Source organism: Flagellimonas sp. B-3, from assembly GCF_056857835.1.
In genome coordinates, this window is sequence record NZ_JBSXNW010000024.1 from 324,494 (window position 1) to 342,784 (window position 18,291).

14 protein-coding genes are annotated in these 18,291 nt (G+C 40.7%); 6 read left to right on the forward strand and 8 right to left on the reverse strand.

The genetic code is table 11. From position 1 onward, the window contains the following. Nucleotides 1-56: 56 nt before the first annotated feature. From AC13CS_RS13940 to AC13CS_RS13955, 4 genes are read right to left on the reverse strand one after another with little or no spacing between them, the layout of a single operon-like run. The gene (locus AC13CS_RS13940) at nucleotides 57-1,778 is read right to left on the reverse strand and encodes a hypothetical protein (RefSeq protein WP_293166780.1); all 1,722 of its coding nucleotides are present in this window, start codon (nucleotides 1,776-1,778) and stop codon (nucleotides 57-59) included. Between the two features lie 39 nt (nucleotides 1,779-1,817). Beyond that, nucleotides 1,818-2,987 (reverse strand): DUF4249 domain-containing protein, encoded by a 1,170-nt coding sequence (locus tag AC13CS_RS13945; protein WP_293166778.1) that lies wholly within the window; start codon nucleotides 2,985-2,987, stop codon nucleotides 1,818-1,820. 11 nt (nucleotides 2,988-2,998) lie between these two features. Continuing rightward, nucleotides 2,999-5,764 (reverse strand): TonB-dependent receptor plug domain-containing protein, encoded by a 2,766-nt coding sequence (locus tag AC13CS_RS13950; protein ID WP_293166776.1) that lies wholly within the window; start codon nucleotides 5,762-5,764, stop codon nucleotides 2,999-3,001. Beyond that, nucleotides 5,761-6,357 carry a hypothetical protein gene (locus AC13CS_RS13955; protein ID WP_293166774.1) on the reverse strand — a complete coding sequence of 199 codons (597 nt, stop codon included), beginning with the start codon at nucleotides 6,355-6,357 and terminating at the stop codon, nucleotides 5,761-5,763. The genes AC13CS_RS13950 and AC13CS_RS13955 overlap by 4 nt, the downstream gene beginning before the upstream one ends. Before the next feature lie 723 nt (nucleotides 6,358-7,080). Here AC13CS_RS13955 and AC13CS_RS13960 point away from each other — a divergent pair. Next, entirely contained in the window at nucleotides 7,081-7,473 is a 393-nt protein-coding gene (locus AC13CS_RS13960) for a DUF1801 domain-containing protein (RefSeq protein ID WP_293166772.1), read from the forward strand. Nucleotide 7,474: 1 nt separating this feature from the next. Next, the gene (locus tag AC13CS_RS13965; RefSeq protein ID WP_293166770.1) at nucleotides 7,475-7,840 is read left to right on the forward strand and encodes a DUF2200 domain-containing protein; all 366 of its coding nucleotides are present in this window, start codon (nucleotides 7,475-7,477) and stop codon (nucleotides 7,838-7,840) included. A gap of 236 nt (nucleotides 7,841-8,076) precedes the next feature. Here AC13CS_RS13965 and AC13CS_RS13970 read toward each other — a convergent pair whose 3' ends face one another. Then, nucleotides 8,077-8,637 (reverse strand): YceI family protein, encoded by a 561-nt coding sequence (locus tag AC13CS_RS13970; protein WP_293166768.1) that lies wholly within the window; start codon nucleotides 8,635-8,637, stop codon nucleotides 8,077-8,079. Nucleotides 8,638-8,936: 299 nt separating this feature from the next. Here AC13CS_RS13970 and AC13CS_RS13975 point away from each other — a divergent pair, with 299 nt between their 5' ends. Then, a complete protein-coding gene (locus AC13CS_RS13975) occupies nucleotides 8,937-9,902 on the forward strand; it encodes a histidine kinase (RefSeq protein ID WP_293166766.1) in 966 nt (321 codons plus the stop codon). Nucleotides 9,903-9,905: 3 nt separating this feature from the next. Further along, nucleotides 9,906-10,598: a response regulator transcription factor gene (locus AC13CS_RS13980; protein WP_293166764.1), complete on the forward strand. Its 693-nt coding sequence runs from the start codon at nucleotides 9,906-9,908 to the stop codon at nucleotides 10,596-10,598. Nucleotides 10,599-10,881: 283 nt separating this feature from the next. Here AC13CS_RS13980 and AC13CS_RS13985 read toward each other — a convergent pair whose 3' ends face one another. From AC13CS_RS13985 to AC13CS_RS13995, 3 genes are read right to left on the reverse strand one after another with little or no spacing between them, the layout of a single operon-like run. Continuing rightward, a complete protein-coding gene (locus AC13CS_RS13985; protein ID WP_293166762.1) occupies nucleotides 10,882-12,531 on the reverse strand; it encodes a solute:sodium symporter family transporter in 1,650 nt (549 codons plus the stop codon). Between the two features lie 59 nt (nucleotides 12,532-12,590). Continuing rightward, entirely contained in the window at nucleotides 12,591-13,916 is a 1,326-nt protein-coding gene (gene xylA / locus AC13CS_RS13990; RefSeq protein WP_293166760.1) for a xylose isomerase, read from the reverse strand. Nucleotides 13,917-13,931: 15 nt separating this feature from the next. Next, nucleotides 13,932-15,416 (reverse strand): FGGY family carbohydrate kinase, encoded by a 1,485-nt coding sequence (locus tag AC13CS_RS13995; RefSeq protein ID WP_293166758.1) that lies wholly within the window; start codon nucleotides 15,414-15,416, stop codon nucleotides 13,932-13,934. A gap of 400 nt (nucleotides 15,417-15,816) precedes the next feature. Between AC13CS_RS13995 and AC13CS_RS14000 the strand changes: the two genes are divergently transcribed. Then, the gene (locus AC13CS_RS14000; protein ID WP_293166756.1) at nucleotides 15,817-16,449 is read left to right on the forward strand and encodes a Crp/Fnr family transcriptional regulator; all 633 of its coding nucleotides are present in this window, start codon (nucleotides 15,817-15,819) and stop codon (nucleotides 16,447-16,449) included. Nucleotides 16,450-16,510: 61 nt separating this feature from the next. Continuing rightward, on the forward strand, nucleotides 16,511-18,244 hold the full coding sequence (locus AC13CS_RS14005) for an SLC26/SulP family anion transporter (RefSeq protein WP_293166754.1): 1,734 nt from the start codon (nucleotides 16,511-16,513) through the stop codon (nucleotides 18,242-18,244). Nucleotides 18,245-18,291 lie beyond the last annotated feature (47 nt).

Here is an 18,291-nt window from a genome sequence, read left to right on the forward strand (position 1 = left end):
AGTATTAAAAAAGGGTTTAGGAGGGAGTACGTAAAAAGATTACATTAAGGCAATAATCATTGAACCTTGAACTTTGTCACCGCTTTTACAGGCTGCATTCTAGCTGTAAATCCTTCTATTACAATCTCAAATTCCCCTTCGAGATCAGATGTATAAAATTCCAAAGTAGTTGTAGGCTCCCCTAGCTCCAAATTAGGCTCCCACAACAATTGCTGTCTAAAATCTGGAATTGTCCCAAAGGTTTTGTTCCCATAATTTTGTTTGAAATACTTTTTTTGAGGTTTGGGCCTTAGCAAGGAAATTTCATTAAAATATGTTTTCTGATAATTTTCTGCAAAATCAGAATCAAATGTTTTTACATCAAAAACTCCTTGAAAAATTTGGCCTCCAACAACATATTGGTTTCTGGCCAATCTTATGGTCTCTACCTTTTTTATATCATAGTCTATTAAATCCTTATGGTCTTGGAGCAGAATTCCATCAACAATTATTAACGGATTGTACCCCACATCCATATTGGTGGCCTCAAAATCCCTGACAAAAATGTTCTCCTCTCCCTCATTATTTGAAGCGATCCAGGCATTATCCACTATCTCCACCAAAGTTTCCCTAAAAGTAGGGAAGCGTGTATACTCATCTAAATTGTACTCTATAAAATCATTGCCGTAGATGGGTATAAAATTATTGTTCAACTTTACGGTATCGGGTTTGCTGTTGAAATATGCGTTTTCTATTTGATTATGGGTACTTCGTTCCTCAATCAATTTTTTCATACCCTTATTTAAAACAAAACGTTTTAATGGTCTTTTACTCAAATTTAATTCGGGAACCGGGGCAACCTCAACCGAGTATTGGTCCTTATCAGCACCCCATACCTGAAAAATTGATTCTGTATCCAAGTTTTCCGAATGCAACGAAAACCTAAACTTACCTTCTGAATCGGTAGTGACCATTTTAAACGAATATTGGTTTCCAGGCAAGGAAAAAACCACCTTCTTGTTCATTGTTTGCAAGCCGCTGTTACTGGATAGGCGACCAGTAACCATTTCTCCCCTTAGGTCGGGCAAATAATCATTACTTGCCACATCCAAATCCACTGATCTATAGTTCTTAGTGTAATCTACTGGCGAGATTCTGTCACCATAAGCAAGTTCTTTGGATATTTTTCGCACCGATATTGAGTAAATTCCGTAATTATTTGGTTTGGCTTCAACCTCTAACATCACTTTTTCTCTTTTCCCATATTGTGATTTATCCAAGACCAACCCCAAATCCTTGCTCAAGGTTTTTGTAGCTTCCTTGTTCAAATTCCTTAGGCCATCATCCAATGAGTCTTTGCCTTTCGATTCCCAAAACACTTTTTGATCATTGGTATAGGGGTTCAAAACAACAACATCATCTGCAAAAAAGGTGTCGCTTGGCCAGTTTTTCATGTAGGTTGTGTAGGCCACAAAGGTGTAATGACCAGAATCCAAATTGGTTGGCACAAAAATGTCTCCCTGTCCCATTCCATCGACCAGTTTTACCTTTTGAATTATTTTGCGCTCCCCTTCCCTGTCCAAAAGTTCTACATAGGCAACCTTGCTTGTTTTTGAAAGGGATTGATCCTTTTTGCTGAGCGCATACAACTTAAAATGAAGATACTCGCCCGTGAACAGAAGGTTGGTATTATAATGGACATAGACGCCCTCCGTACCAATATCTTTGATCAAATTGGAATATGCGGAATTGGGCACATTGGACTGGCCCGCAGCAACCGCAACGAGGAAAAAGGTCATAATTTGTAACACATACTTTTTTAGCATTGTCATATCCAATTATTGTTCTACCCAAAAATCCGGCACTTCGTTGGAACCATACAAGGTGCAGTCCACACATCCAGCAGGAGCAACTTGATAGACGAAGGGCGGGTCTTCCCCAATATATTTGTATTGACCACTCTGTACCCGTTGAAAAAGTTCGGGGTCGGAAAGTGAGCTGTAACGATCGAACCCACAATCATCCAAAAATGGGATATCGTTCCCAAAAATTTCTTGGAAACTGAAAAAGAACCGGTTTGTGGTAAAGGAGACCACTTCAAAGAGACCTACCACTTTAACACTATCATCGCTCACATGCCTAACGTTCCCAACTATAAGACCGGGTTGGGGCTGAGAAAACAGATTATCACTACTGGAAAAGCTCTTCAAGGTTTGATAAAACTCATGAGAGACCCTGGTTTGGGCATATTGCTTCACTAAAATACTATATCTATGGGCTATTCTTCTATCCCTTCGTTCTATAAACCGAACAGGGAAATCTTCGACTTTGTCCTCCGATAGATTATTGGTTTCAGCAATCAATATGCTATTTGATGTTTCGGTAACGTAGCAAACCCTTTCTTCCTTTTCCTTGTAAACGATTTCGAGAAGCGGCGGTGACTCGGAAACAACCCTAAAGCCCTGTAAAGGCTTATAAAAAGATTCCCATCTGTAGGTTTCTTCGTATTCATATCTAAAATATCCTTCATTGTCGCCTGTAGATGTTCCATCCACATATATTTCGACCCCATCTTCCCCATCCTCGTTCAAAACCCTCTTGGCCGTTATCTCATCTATTGTTGTTGGGGCCGTTAATTGTACTTGGGGCGAAGCAAACGTTTCTCCCTTTTCATCCGTGACCTTTAATTGATAATCCATCCCAGGCTCTGCAGCAAACCCAACAGTGGATTGGTATACTCCAGGCGATGCTTCCTCAAATTGAATTGAACTGGCATTGTTTACCAGAACCTCCACCGTTGCTCCGGAAACCTGGACTTCGTCATCACCTTCTTCGTAGCTTCTGGTAATAAAAATTTCGTGCTGTTTGGTCTCTGTGGTAATACTGGCATTGATTATAAGTATATCTTCAAAGTCCGTTGTCTCTACTTCAAAAGGCTCAGTGCAGGCGCCAATGGCCAGTAAGACTCCTGTGACTAACAAAAAGATAAAACGATTTCTTGTTGGCATACTGAGCGGTTTCAAAATTTAAAATTATAGGTAATGGAAGGAACCGGTATCGAGAAAATAGAACTTTTATAAGCCTCAACATTTCCATTCTCTGTAACATAAAAAACCGAGTAAGGGTTGTTCCTGCCCAAAACATTGTATACAGAAATGGTCCAAAAGCTATGCCCAACCTTATTGAGCTTATGGTTCCCCTCTATATTAAAACCAAGATCCAACCTATAAAAATCAGGGATTCGGTAGCTATTTCTATCACTATAAACAGCATATTCGGCATCATTAAAAGTGAAATTGCCAACGGGAACGGTAACAGGCCTACCGGTTTGATACACAAAATTGGCCGACAGACTGAATCTTTTGGTAAACTTGTAATTGGCTACCATACTCAAATCGTGAGGTTTATCAAAATTCGAGGAAAAAAACTCTCCATTGTTCACTCTTTCATCTTCGAATTCACTGTCCAACTTTAAAAAGGAGCGTGAATAGGTATACCCCAGCCAACCGTTTAATTTACCCCTGTTTTTTCTTAACAAGAATTCTACCCCATAAGATTTCCCTTCTCCTTGCAACACTTCGGTCTCCACATTCTCGTTCATCAATAACTGTGCTCCTGTTTTAAAATCCAACACCTTGTCGCTTGTTTTGTAAAACCCTTCCAAACTTATTTCGTAGGCATTGGCATCCAAATTTTTAAACACTCCAAAGGAATATTGATGTCCTGTTTGTGGTTCAATGTTTAAATCGGAGAGTTTCCACGTGTCAATTGGCGAAATTGTAGTGTTATTGGTGAGTATGTGAACATATTGAATGGACTTGTTGTATCCTGCCTTTAAAGATAGGCTGGGGGTAATAAGGTATCGTGCTCCTGCCCTTATCTCCGGGCCACCGTAGGTTTCTATCACTTCTTTGTTGCCATATTGTATCGTGTCCCGAACAGTACCTTGGTTCTTCGGAGCCCCCTCTTCGTACTCGTACTGGGTTTGTTCTCCCAAAGCCATGAACGTGGAATACCTCAACCCCAAATCAACGGCAAACTTTTTGGTTATGCTATAATTTGCCGATATATATGCCGCTGATTCCAAAGCCCTCTCCTTTTCCAAGGAATTGTATTCCACCGAAGACTCTTCGTTTAAAGGTTCCAAAGTTCCAGGTGCTACCGAATATAACTTTCCTTCTACACCGTAGTTAAATTTGAGGTCGGTACTGTGCAAGTAATCCAAGTTTATCCTCGCTTCTGTTTCGTTGATTTTATAACCTAAATCAAAATCATTGTTGGCCCCTCTTTCATATTCTATATTAAAGGTGTAACCGCTATTGGCAATCTGAACCTCGGATAAGTGCTTATCGTTGAACTTGTGCTGCCATCTTAGTGACACCAAGCTGTTATCATAAATGTAAAGGGAATCAGAGGAAATACTAAAATTGTCCTTGCTGTAGTATGCCGTAGCCTTTATTTTGTTGTTCTCGTTCACCTGATGGGTATAATTGGCCACTCCATCATAAAATGTTGCACGACTTTTACTCAAAGATTCCTCTTTCATAGATCGCAAGATCCAGTTGGCATAAGCACCCCTGGCACCAAACATAAACGAGGATTTTCCCTTTACCACTGGAGTTTCCAAAACCAAATTGCCTGTTACAGGACCCAATGAGGCTTCACCCTTAAACTCGGAATTGTCGCCATCTTTTGTTTTAATATCGAAAACTGAAGATAAACGACCTCCAAATTTTGCTGGAATGTTTCCCTTATACACCTCCAATTGCCCTATTGAAAAAGGATTAATGGCTGAAAATATTCCAAAGAAGTGCTGTGGGTTGTACATGGTGGCACCATCAAACAATACCAAATTTTGGTCTGCCTTTCCTCCCCTAACATTAAATCCTGTTGCCCCTTCACCGGCCGATGATATTCCCGGCAATGCCGTTGCAACTTTTAGGACATCCCTTTCACCAAGGACCAAAGGAATGGTTTTGCTTTCTTCACTATTAATTTCTTCTGTTCCGCTTACGGTTTCTTCAATATTTTTGTAAATATCTCCCTCCACTACCACTTCATCCAACTGCTCAAGACTTTCATTAAACTCCAAATCCAAAGTGCCATCATTAAAAATGATGATTTCCTTTTCGGCTCTCTCTATGCCCAGTGCCCTAAACTTTAAAATATTGGAGCCTATTGGTAATTCAATACGATAAAACCCCTCAAAACTGGTTATGGCAAGCAATCGGTCATCATTGGTTGAAATGGTCATATCTGGAATCGGGTCTCCAGACTCAAAGTTTGTGATATAGCCGCTAAGCGTGTACGTTTCCTTTGATTGAGCACCAATTTCTCGGCCCACCCTAATGGTTTCCACATTTTTGGAAACCCTTTCATCTCCTTTTGCATAAAATATTGGAGTCACTTTTCTGGAAGCTGTCACGGTCTGGACTTTCGCTGAATCTTTTCCAAAAAATCCTTCGGGAAGGTCACTGTAAATAGTGTTATTGTTGGTAAGTATTATTTTATTGGGCGGATACAGAAAATAATTCACCGTTGTGCCCTCCAATAGGTCTGCAATAATATCTTCTATATTTTTATTGGTATATTTTTTTTGAATGAGACTGTCCGTAAACCAATTCTGCAGATAATAAATTTGATATTCTGTGTCCGAATTAATTTTTTGCAGGGCTTCTAAACGGGAAACGTTCTCAAAAGTGAAAGACAACTCTTTTTCGTTGAATTGGGAATATGATAGCTTGAAAACCAAGACAAACAGAATCAAGACCAAATAATTTCTCATAATTCTGTTGGGTTTACGAATTTATTGAACAACAGTTTAAAAAAAGTATCCTTGTCAGTTTTAAATGCTATCCTATTTTGCTTAAAGAAATCCCTAAGCTCTTTCTTTTGCCCAACAAAAACATGGCTCCATTGGTTTTTTGTGTTTGCTTCAAAGAGTTCTCCCCTATACAACAAAATGTAATCTGTGCTTTCTTCATATTCAGTGATCACTTGACTTTCCCGTCTTGATTGTACGCTCTTCTTTATATACTTTTTTAGCAACAAATCCCCTTCTTCGCTTTCCAAAACCTCCAAATATCCATATTGTTGGCCGCCCATTAATGTAGAAGGCAGGCGTATAAAACGGTGCCCATTGATTGTAAACTCTTTTACCTTGTTTTTTATAAGTCGGACCAATAGCCCGGTCGGGTTAAATTTTGGGGTAATCAAAAGCTCATCCAAATGAACATTGTATTTGAGATTTTGCTCAAAATAGGGCTGTCCATCAAAGACGATGTCCCCTTTTAAAAAATTGTTTTCTAAAAAATATGCATGTGTATCGGAAGCACCTGTAGACCCTTCCTTGAATATAGGGCCATTGTACAATGCCATGTTTTGCTCCCCGACAATAGAGTCGAACGTTGAGTAAACTTCAGGTGCTGTTATTTTATTTGTTTGGCCTTGCACCCACAAAGAGGCAAAAAAGATAAGTATAAGAACCATTAACTGAATAGGAGTATACCTCTTGGAAGTGCTAAAATTATGTCCCTTGTTGTTATTTTTTATCAATCTGGATAAAGCTATTTTAAATGGTAAATATAAGGTTTTAGTTATTTATTTAAATCCCACAAGATTCATACATAAAAATGTTGGCCTAGCATTTAAGACCCATTGCCTTCAAAATTTGTACTGGAAAGCTTTGATGAGCACTTGCTATCAAGTATAAGTGCATGTAATCGGCAAATCCAAACAAAAATGTGGACTGCCCCAGATTTGCGCCTAACAGGGTTCCCAATCGACCAGAAGATAGTAAAAAAGGGGTGAGAAGAAGTACATAAAAGATTACGTTAAGGCAATAATCATTGAACCTTGAACTTTGTTACCACTTTTACAGGTTGTATTCTAGTTGTAAAGCCTTCAATTACAATCTCAAATTCCCCTTCGAGGTCAGATGTATAAAATTCCAAAGTAGTTGTAGCAGTACTGGGTAATATACCGACCTGTTTTTATTTTTTATGTATCTTCCTAGTATAACAAAAACCAACTCTTAGGGTTGCATTTGGCGCACTCTTACTTTTAGGAACAGTTTGAAAACAATTAATTCATTACTCGAATATGAAAGAAGAAATCCAAACATATAACGACAGTCAACTACTCCCTGATAAAGAAATCTGCGATTTACTGGCAACAACAATAAACAACGAACTTACCGAAGCGGAAAATAAAATCTGGCACTCCCATCCTGTTTGGTTTTTGGACGGCAATCCAATTGTTGGGTACAGCAAACAAAAAAAAGGAATAAGGCTCATGTTTTGGAGCGGTGCGGATTTTAACGAAGAACATTTAAATGTAAAAGGAAAAAAATTTAAAGACGCCTCCATTTTTTATACCAGTGTGCTTGAAGTTGAAACTTCGGATTTGACACGGTGGCTTAAAAAATCACGAGAAATACAATGGGACTATAAAAACATTGTAAAAAGAAAAGGGCACTTAGAAAAACTCAGATAAAATGAAAACTACTCCCGAACACAATAAACGAATGGCGAATATGACCTTTGCATCGGTATATCCACATTATGTTACAAAAATTGAGAAAAAAGGTCGGACAAAAGAAGAATTACATCAAGTTATAACATGGCTAACAGGTTTTGACAACAAAAAAATAAAGGCCCTTATTGACCAGCGAGTAACGTTTGAAACCTTTTTTAAAGAAGCCACATTGAACCCGAACGTTAACCTGATAACCGGGGTAATTTGCGGGTACAGGGTTGAAGAAATTGAAAACCCGTTGACCCAACAAGTCCGGTATCTCGACAAATTGGTGGATGAGCTGGCAAAAGGCAAAAAAATGGAAAAGATTCTAAGAAATGGCTGAGCTAATTCACGGTCGGTGCAAAATTGACCTATACAAGGAGGCCTTGATGTATTTTTTCAATACTTAACATTTGGAAAAAAGAGGGTGGCTAAAAAGTATTGAAATACGTCACATTCTGAATTAATTTGAGAATTTCGTCATAATGGTATTCAAGCTGTTATGATAACTTGGATTAAGTTCAGGTTGACGAAAACCTACCTTTTAAACACCCTCTATGCTACACTAAGTATTATATGTTACTGCTGTGCCATCTCCAATTGAATGGTCATGTCCACTTCATTCCCTATGGAGGCCGATTCTTCGCCCACACCAAACTCCAATCGGTTAATGGTACCGGTTAGTTTGAGTCCTGCCTTCAATTTTTGGCTTCGCTGGTCAGTAATTATCCCGTTCACTTTTCCTTCCAAGCTTACCGGTTTGGTAACGCCATGCATACTAAGGTCACCTTTGAGTTTAAAGGTATTGTCCCCAGTTTTTTCAAAATTGGTGCTTTTAAAGGTAATGGAAGGATACTTTTCAGCATCAAAAAAATCAGCACTTCTTAAGTGGTCGTCGCGTCTATCGTTATCCGTATCAATACTGGTTGTTTTAATGTCAACGGTAAATTCAGCCTCGTCAAAGGTATCGGTTGCGGTCGCTGTTATGTCAAAGTCGCTAAAATGGCCTTCCACGGTAGAAATCATTAGGTGCGAAATGCCAAAACCTACCTTGGAGTGTGCTCCATCCGATTTCCAAGTAGATTGTGCCACAACCATAAAAGAGGTTAAGAATGTCAGTACGAAAAATGTCTTCTTCATTGTTGAGTGATTTAAGTGTTAGTGATATTGTTTTTAAAAACTTGTGAGTCATCATTTTTGATGATGCCTTAGTTTAAATATGGACCATCAGAATGAAAATAGTAAATATTTTCCGTGAACGACAAGGGTTAACCCTCAATCAACCAATTAATTATGAATATCCAGGGGTAAAATGTCGTTTAGGGGGTAAATTTGGTTGTTGGTAAAACTGCTTTTCTTTTACAGCAGTTTTATCTATAGTTTTGGCACTAATTAATTATTGTGTGTTGATTTCTAAAAAAGAACTTCTTTTTCAAATAGTGCTACACATACTGGTGCTCCTGTTTTTTTCTTTTGAAAGACATACAGGAAGCATAGTTGTGCACAGGGCTATATTCCTTCTATTTTATGCCGTTGCCACAGTAGCGATCACGTACTACCTCATGCCCAAATTTTTGTACAAAAAAAAATATTGGCAATTCTTTTTGGGGGCCGGCATGGTCGTGGCGATAATAATTACCATAGAAGAAACAGTTTTGGAACCTCTTATATTCCCCAATACAAGAAGGGCGGAAACTTTCCCCGGAATTTATGTCTCCCTTTTAGGGGTTTTGCCCGTAATGTTCATACTTTCCGGTTGTAAATTTGGATGGGATGCCCTGAAAAAACAGGCTCAAATAGATGAACTCGAGACGACCATACAAGAAAGCGAACTGCAATTCTTGCGAAGTCAGATAAACCCCCATTTTTTGTTCAATAATTTGAACAACCTTTATTCCTATGCCCTACAGGAATCGCCAAAAACACCGGAGATTATTCTTGAAATGAGCGGTGTACTGCGGTACATGTTGTACGAATCCAAGGAACAGTTTGTACCTTTAAAAAAGGAATTGGAGCAATTGGGCAACTTTATCCGGTTGTATAAACTACAGATAGAGGATAGGGGCGAGGTTCAGTTTGATGTGGACAAGATTGAAGGGGAGTACAAGATCGCACCTTTAATTTTGATTGTATTTATTGAAAATGCTTTCAAGCACAGTCAGTCCGGACAATCTTCCGATATCGAAATAGATATATCCGTAAAGTTGAACAATGCTACATTGGAGTTTAGTTGCAAGAACAATTATGAGGCCGGGTTTAGCCTGGACAGTGTTGCAAAGGGGATAGGTTTAAAGAACGTACGAAAACGCCTTGAACTATTGTACCCAAAAAAACATGTTCTAAAAATAGAAGAGGCCGACAATTCCTATAATGTGTACCTAAGATTGGAATTGGAAAAAGTATAGGTTATGAGGTGTATTATTGTTGAAGACCAACCCCCTGCACAGCGAATTTTAAGAAAATTTATCCAAGATGTACCCACCTTGGAGTTGGTAGATGTATTTTCCGATGGGTTGAAGGCGATGGAATTCTTGAATACCGAATCGGTGGATTTGATGTTTTTGGACATCCACTTGCCCAAAATCAACGGATTGGATTTCTTAAAAAGTATTCCAGACCCGCCACAGGTTATCTTGACCACTGCTTTTTCCGAATACGCCCTTGAAGGATACGACCTGAATGTTGTGGATTACCTGCTAAAACCATTTTCTTTCCAGCGCTTTTTGCAGGCCATAAACAAAGTAAACGCCAAGCACGAGCATATCATATCAAAAAACGATACTGCTCCCCTTGCGGAAATCTACGTAAAATCCAGCCACGAACATATCAAGGTTTTGGTAAAGGACATCTATACGATCACTTCAGATTCCGATTATACCGAAATTCACCTCAAGGAAAAGAAAATATTGTCCAATGAGCCCCTACGGCACTGGGTGGAGTTATTGGGCAGCAGCCAATTTTATCAAATACACAAATCCCATATCATCAACACCCAAAAGATTGATAGGATCTCGGGCAATTTGGTCCTGTTGACCAATGGTGCCAAAATACCCATGGGAAGGGCTTATAAAGACAATTTCTTAAAAAGCATATTGCAATAAAAGGGTGAATTCTAAGTTAACCTGAGTTCAATTATTATTTATGACCTTGAAAATGCGCCGTCACTTCGAGTGCGAAGCGTATCGAGAAGTGCCATTTTCGGGTTCAAAATCGTTGTTTTCGACCTGCCTGCCGGCAGGTACAATTTTCTCTGGTTTTGACTTTAGTTTATCCTGAGCATAGACGAAGGGCTCAACCACCGAAAATCACTCAAACTGACGAAATGGAAATTTTGTTGCTTTTTAACTTAGAATTTACCCTCTTTCCGTTTTTATTCAATCAGCTCTACTTCGCAAAGTAAATATAGATGGCAATTACAATAAAAGCGATAAACCCACTTGCCAGTTTTACATGTTTCCAAGGCTCTATGGATACCTGTTTGGTGTACTCCAGTTGGAAAGGTTCCTTTCTTGGATAGAATTTTCCAATAATCAGCATAATAATAATGTTGGAAACAAACAATATGGCCATTACATGAAGATAATGCGGATATGCCCCAGCTTCTACCATATTTAGTTCAGCAGGGTCGGTAATGCCATTTGCCTTGGCTTCGGCAAGGGCATTGGCCACCATTTTTGGGCCAACGATAAATTGGCTGATGATATAAAGAACAGACCCTGAAAGAATACCGATTTTGGCTGCAATGGCAGGAACCCTTTTTGTTAGATACCCAACTACAATAATCGTGAAAATCGGGATACTGTAAATTCCGTTGATTTCTTGTAGGTAGTTGAACAAACTGCCCGCATTGGCAATGAGCGGGGCAATAAACATGGCGGCCAATGCCAAACATACACCAAACACCTTACCGTATTTTACCACGATCATCTCCGAGGCATTTTTATTGATGTGCTGTTTGTAAATATCTATCCCAAACAAGGTAACCGAACTGTTGAGTACACTATTAAAAGAACTCAGGATGGCACCAAACAGAACCGCGGCAAAAAAGCCCATCAACGGTTTTGGGAGCACGGCCCTTACCAGTTCCGGATAAGCAAGGTCGCTGCTTGCAAGTCCTCCTTCAAAATAGTAGTATGCGATCATTCCGGGCAATACCAGAATGATCGGCCCCAAAATCTTTAAGAATGCCGCCAATAAAAGCCCTTTTTGCCCTTCTGCCAGGTTTTTGGCTCCCAGCCCTCTCTGTATGATCTGTTGATTGGTTCCCCAATAAAAAAGCTGGACCAGCATCATTCCGGTAAAAATGGTGGCAAAGGGGACTTCTTGTCCAGGGTTTCCTGTAGAATCGAAACGTTCGGGGTTGGCGGCCATTAAGGTTTCCAGCCCTCCCAAAATACTTCCATCGCCTATCGCCATCAAACCAAAAACAGGAATCAGTATTCCACCGATTATAAGTCCGACCGCGTTGATACTATCCGAAACTGCAACCGCCTTCAATCCACCAAAAACGGCATAAATGGATCCTATGATACCAATTCCCCAAATACAAATTACCAAGGCGGTGGAATCCGAGACCCCAAGTAATCCAGGGACATCGAACATGCCGCTTATGGCCACCGACCCAGAATATAGGATTACCGGAAGCAATACCACCACATATCCCGTTAGGAACAATCCAGAGGTTATGGTTTTTGTAGTGACATCAAACCGTTTTGCCAAAAACTGGGGCACCGTGGTCAGTCCGCCTTTTAAATAGCGTGGCAGCAAAAATAATGCTGTGACCACAATGGCCAGCGCGGCCAAGGTTTCCCAGGCCATTACCGAAAGACCATCTTTATAGGCGCTCCCGTTAAGGCCTACAATCTGTTCTGTGGACAGGTTGGTCAACAGCAACGAACCGGCTATGACCCCGGCCGTAAGGCTCCTGCCCCCCAAAAAATAGCCATCGGAGGATGATTCATCTGTTTTTCTAACGGACCACCAGGATATTATCCCCACTAAAAGTGTGAATCCTAAAAACGAAATAAGTGCCATAAAATAAAGTTTGATGTTTCGGCCTTAGGCCAAAACGGTTTGTTTAGTCGGTTGTTTGATCAAATATATTGGTTGATAATATTTTCGAACAATTCTTGCTTACCGCTGATCTTTTTGATGTCCTGATGGGTTGTTGCATGTGCATAAAGATCTTCCAAAGAAAGCTTACCTTCCTCGAATGCCTTCCCAGAGCCGGTATCAAAAGATGCGTAGCGATTTTTTCGCAAGCTAAGATAATTGGAATTTTCCAAAATGGCGTTTGCCGCCAACAATGCCCTGGCGAATGCATCCATTCCTCCAATGTGCGCATAGAAAATGTCTTCCAGATCGGTGGAGTTTCTTCTCAATTTGGCATCAAAGTTAATACCACCACCTTGGAAACCACCTGCTTGCAGAATCACTAACATAGCTTGGGCCAGCTCGTAAACATCAACAGGGAACTGGTCGGTGTCCCAACCGTTTTGGTAATCGCCCCTGTTGGCATCAATACTTCCCAAAAGATTATTGTCTGCTGCCACTTGCAGTTCATGCTCAAAGGTATGTTGTGCCAAAGTAGCGTGGTTTACCTCAATATTGAGTTTAAAATCGTCCAATAAATCGTATTTGGTAAGGAAACCGATAACAGTGGCCGAATCAAAGTCGTATTGGTGCTTTGTGGGTTCCATGGGTTTGGGTTCGATGAAGAACGTTCCCTTGAACCCTTGTTTGCGTGCGTAGTCCTTGGCCATGTGCAGGAAGCGTGCCATGTGGTCCTGTTCGCGGCCCATATCGGTGTTGAGCAATGACATGTACCCCTCGCGTCCTCCCCAGAACACATAGTTTTCCCCTCCAAGTTTGATGGTTGCATCGAGCGCATTTTTCACTTGGGCCCCTGCAGTGGCTACCACATCAAAATCGGGGTTGGTAGCGGCTCCGTTCATATAGCGTGGATGGCTGAAACAGTTTGCCGTTCCCCAGAGCAATTTAACTCCGGATTCCTTCATCTTTTCTTGGGCATAGTCCGTTATGATATCCAACCTTTTTTCCGATTCGGCCAAGGTACTGCCCTCATCGATCAGGTCAATATCGTGGAAACAGTAATAGGGCGCACCAATTTTTGTGATGAATTCGAAGGCTGCATCCATTTTGTCCTTGGCCTGCTGAACAGGGTCTGTATTGGTCAACCATGGGAAATTTTTGGTGGGCGCCCCAAAGGGGTCGCTGCCCGTGTCGTTAAAAGTATGCCAGTAGGCGATGGCAAATTTGAAATGTTCTTTCATGGTTTTGCCGCCTACCATCTTATTTTCATCATAATATTTAAAAGCCAAAGGGTTGTCCGATTCTTTCCCCTCGAATGCAATTTTTCCGATGCCTTTAAAAAATTCTTTGTCTCCTTTTGTAATCATAATTGTTTTGTTCAGTTAATCAATATATTCATTTAGGGCCTTTTTCCAGATTTCATAGGCCTGTTTGTATTCGTTTAGTTTTTGGTTGTCGGGTTCATAGGTCAATTGGATAGCGTCTGATGCAGTGGCTTCTCCAATGCTTGCGAAATCTCCAAAAGCATAGGCTGCCGCTCTTGCAGCTCCTATGGCACCAGTGGTTTCCACAATATCAATCCGGCTCTGTGTAAGTGTAGAAATGGTTTTGGAAAATATTCCTGCCCTAAAAAGGTTATCATTTCCAGCTTTTATGGATTGAATATCAACGCCGTCGTTTTGTAATATTTCCATGCCATGTACAAACGCAAATGCAATGCCTTCGAGCGCTGCCCGGAATAAATGGGGCGTTTTATGGATGTTAAAATTGAGGTTAAGGATGCGTGAGCCTTTTCTACAATTTTCCAGCATGCGTTCCGCGCCGTTCCCAAAGGGAAGAATGCAAAGGCCATTGGAACCGATCGGGATGGTTTCGGCCTGTTGGTTCATATCATTGTAAGAAAGTCCGTGGGTCAGTTCGTTCTTGATCCAACTGTACTGGATTCCCGTTCCATTTATGCACAAAAGCTTCCCTATTCGTGTTTTTTGAGCAGTATGATTGGTGTGAGCAAAACTGTTGATTCTTGTATGCTCCCGTGTATTTTCTTGTCCGGATATGGCATATACAACTCCGGAAGTTCCTCCGGTGGCCGCAATTTGCCCTGGCTCCATTACATTAAGGGAAAGGGCATTGTTGGGTTGGTCCCCGGCCCTGTACATTATGGGAATGCCTTCGGGCAGGCCACTGTCCATAGCTCCTTGCTTGCTCACATATCCTTGTTCCGAAAACGAGGGGGAAATTTTGGAAACAAGCTTAGGGTCTATTTCTGCCGCTTCCAAAAGCCAATCGGCAAGGTCGTTCTTTTTAAAGTCCCACATTATCCCTTCGGAAAGTCCCGAGGGGGTGGTAACGCACTCCCCGGATAACCGTAAGGCAATAAAATCGCCAGGAAGCATAAACTTGTGTATTTTTTGGTATGTATCGGGTTCGTTATCCTTGACCCATTTTAGCTTGGATAGTGTAAAATTACCGGGGGAATTGAGCAAATGATTTACACATTTTTCCTTTCCAACCTTTTGGAACAAATTTTCTCCTGTTGCTACAGCCCTACTATCGCACCAAATAATGGAAGGCCTTAAGGGATTGAGGTCTTTGTCCACCACTACAAGTCCGTGCATTTGGTAGGAAATGCCTATTCCCTTTATATTGTTTTTATCAATGTTGTTTTCTGAAAGTAATTTTTTGGTAGCGATACACAGGTTTTTCCACCAAACCTCTGGATCTTGCTCTGCCCAACCTGGATTGATCGAGGTCATGGACATTTCTCTCTCAGGATATTGGGTCATACTTACAAAACTCCCATCGTCAGCACTGATCAAAGCAGCTTTTATGGAAGAACTACCAATATCAAAACCTATCCAATACATATAACAAGATTAAAATGGCAATGAAAATAGCTAATTATTATGAAGTGTGCCTTATTGTTTCAATAATTCAACATATAAATCAATAATCGTTTGCTAACCATAATTTAAATGGCCTTGATTCCGCAAGAATTGCAATTGGCGGCAAAATGGAGAAGTGTACAGGGTAAGATTATGACTTGTTTTAATGGTGTTATGCATTTTTTGGTCACTATAAGAGATTATAATCCATAAAAGAAAGCGAGGATTTCCAATTTGATCTCAGTTCTATGGAATTGGCGGCGAACAATATTCTTAATTAAATTAAGGTGTCCCGCCAAAAGTGTGGATTTTGTTTTTGGGTTGCTCAAAAGCTTACCATTTTTCCTAAAATGGTTACCTTAGAGGAGTGTATTTTAATACTATGAAAGAAGAGCTTTTAGCAACATTCAACAGCCATTTTGAACAACCCCTTATTGATGAGATTCTTGAAGTGGGGACATTAAAGGAAGTCCCGGCAGGCGAAACCATAATGGATATCGGACAATACATAAGAAGCATACCCTTGCTGTTGTCCGGAGCCATAAAAGTGCTCAGGGAAGATGATGAAGGTGATGAATTGCTCCTATATTATCTGGAACAAGGCGAAACCTGTTCCGTAACCATGGCATGTTGCATGGGGCAAACCAAAAGTGAGATCAGGGCCATAACCGAAACCGAAACCAAAATGATAATGGTTCCCGTTCAGAAAATGGAAGAGTGGATGGGCAAGTACAAAGGGTGGAGAAACTATGTCTTTGAAAGCTATCACAACCGTTTGAACGAGTTATTACAGACCGTGGACAGTATAGCGTTCAAAAATTTAGACCAAAGATTGGTGGACTACCTTCAAAAGAAAGTCGAGGTAACCAACGACAACCGCATTCGAAACACACACCAAGAAATTGCCTATGATCTTCACACCTCAAGGGTTGTGGTTTCCAGATTATTGAAAAAATTGGAAAAAATGAAGAAACTGGTGCTTCATAGAAGTTATATCCAAATTGTGGATCTATAAGTGTGTACTTTGTTACATTGGTTCTCCTTGGGTCACCCTATTTTTGTATAAAATCTATCACATGATCAAACGGTACTTGCCATTTTTATCTTGGATGGCCACATACAACAAATCATTGCTCCGAGGAGACCTGGTTGCGGGCCTTACCGTAGGAATCATGTTGGTACCACAAGGAATGGCCTATGCGATGATCGCAGGAATGCCTCCAATTTATGGGCTATATGCTGCATTGGTGCCTCCATTGGTATATGCTCTTATGGGAACATCAAGGCAATTGGGCGTAGGGCCTGTGGCCATGGATTCATTATTGGTGGCAGCAGGGGTTGGTGCATTACAACTGGTTAACACAGAAGAATATATCTCCACCGTACTTTTTTTGACCCTGCTCATAGGGGGAATACAACTTCTTTTAGGTGTTTTGAGAATGGGCTTTTTTGTAAATTTTTTGTCCAAACCTGTCATTAATGGGTTTACATCTGCTGCTGCCATATTGATAGGCTTGGGACAACTGAAACACATATTGGGAACAAACTTTGCGGAATCCAGTAAAATTCATGAACTGTTGGCCAATATTATAGGAAGTTTGGACAATGTAGACCTACTGACCCTCGGACTAGGCGCAATCTCCATATTTTTAATGTTTTTACTGAAAAGCATCAACAAAAAGTTGCCCACCCCCTTGTTGATCGTGGTGCTAGGCATCTTGGCAGTAGTGATTTTTAATCTGGAAACAAAGGGGATCTATATTGTGGGGGATATTCCAAAGGGCCTTCCCGATTTTCAGCTTCCACAATTCCAATGGGACAAAATAGGACAGCTCATGCCCATTGCCATAACTGTGGCACTTTTTGGGTTTATGGAGTCCGTTTCCATAGCAAAGACAGTTGAGGAAAAACACCCGGAATACGAACTGGATGCCGACCAAGAGCTGCGAGCTTTGGGTCTTTCCAATATTTTGGGCTCATTCTTTCAGTCTTTTTCCGTGTCAGGCAGTTTTTCAAGGACCGCGGTCAATGATCAAGCCGGGGCAAAAACAGGAATGTCACTCATCTTTAGCACACTTATTATAGCGGGCGTACTGCTCTTCCTCACTCCATTGTTCTACAAATTGCCCGCAGTGGTCTTGGGAGCCATCATCATAGTTTCGGTGGTTGGCCTTATAGATATAAAATACCCCTTGGTATTGTGGAAGAACAGAAAAGACGAGTTTTTCCTATTGACGGCCACTTTTTTGATGACCCTTTTTATTGGTTTGATGGAGGGAATCCTTTTAGGAGTATTGCTCTCCCTAATGTTGCTTGTATATAGGATATCCAAACCGCACATGGCCGTTTTGGGAAAAGTCAGGGGAACCCACTATTACAAGAACATTGACCGTTTCTCGGAAGATGTGGAAGTGGATGCAGATAAATTGGTCATAAGGTTCGATGCCCAATTGTATTTTGGCAACAAAGATTATTTCAAAAAACAACTCTATCGACAAATCGAGAAGAAAGGCCCTGTCCTCAAGTACATCATCCTAAATGCGGAGCCCATAAATTATATAGACAGCAGTGCTGCGAGCATGTTGGAACGGATTATACTCGACTTGCGGAAAAAAGGCATCCATTTTTCTATAGCAGCCGCCATAGGCCCCACAAGGGATATTCTGTACAGCAGTGGTATTGTGGACATTCTTGGTGAAGAAAACCTGTTTGTCCAGACTTTTGATGCCGTGGACTGCTGTACCGAACAAAAAGAGCGAAGCCTTATGCAAAAAAAAGTGTCCTTACAGTCCAAGACAAAGAGTTTGTAACTTTGGTAACTGAAAAGCACAAGAGACGAATTTATTTTTGGTAAAAA

What these genes read in the sequence shown, in the direction of transcription:
- xylA (WP_293166760.1), bottom strand. Translation starts at nt 13,916, where the DNA reads ATGATTACAAAAGGAGACAAAGAATTTTTTAAAGGCATCGGAAAAATT.
- AC13CS_RS13945 (WP_293166778.1), bottom strand. Translation starts at nt 2,987, where the DNA reads ATGCCAACAAGAAATCGTTTTATCTTTTTGTTAGTCACAGGAGTCTTA.
- AC13CS_RS14005 (WP_293166754.1), top strand. Translation starts at nt 16,511, where the DNA reads ATGATCAAACGGTACTTGCCATTTTTATCTTGGATGGCCACATACAAC.
- AC13CS_RS13995 (WP_293166758.1), bottom strand. Translation starts at nt 15,416, where the DNA reads ATGTATTGGATAGGTTTTGATATTGGTAGTTCTTCCATAAAAGCTGCT.
- AC13CS_RS13965 (WP_293166770.1), top strand. Translation starts at nt 7,475, where the DNA reads ATGAAAACTACTCCCGAACACAATAAACGAATGGCGAATATGACCTTT.
- AC13CS_RS13955 (WP_293166774.1), bottom strand. Translation starts at nt 6,357, where the DNA reads ATGGCATTGTACAATGGCCCTATATTCAAGGAAGGGTCTACAGGTGCT.
- AC13CS_RS13940 (WP_293166780.1), bottom strand. Translation starts at nt 1,778, where the DNA reads ATGACCTTTTTCCTCGTTGCGGTTGCTGCGGGCCAGTCCAATGTGCCC.
- AC13CS_RS13950 (WP_293166776.1), bottom strand. Translation starts at nt 5,764, where the DNA reads ATGAGAAATTATTTGGTCTTGATTCTGTTTGTCTTGGTTTTCAAGCTA.
- AC13CS_RS13985 (WP_293166762.1), bottom strand. Translation starts at nt 12,531, where the DNA reads ATGGCACTTATTTCGTTTTTAGGATTCACACTTTTAGTGGGGATAATA.
- AC13CS_RS13970 (WP_293166768.1), bottom strand. Translation starts at nt 8,637, where the DNA reads ATGAAGAAGACATTTTTCGTACTGACATTCTTAACCTCTTTTATGGTT.
- AC13CS_RS14000 (WP_293166756.1), top strand. Translation starts at nt 15,817, where the DNA reads ATGAAAGAAGAGCTTTTAGCAACATTCAACAGCCATTTTGAACAACCC.
- AC13CS_RS13960 (WP_293166772.1), top strand. Translation starts at nt 7,081, where the DNA reads ATGAAAGAAGAAATCCAAACATATAACGACAGTCAACTACTCCCTGAT.
- AC13CS_RS13980 (WP_293166764.1), top strand. Translation starts at nt 9,906, where the DNA reads ATGAGGTGTATTATTGTTGAAGACCAACCCCCTGCACAGCGAATTTTA.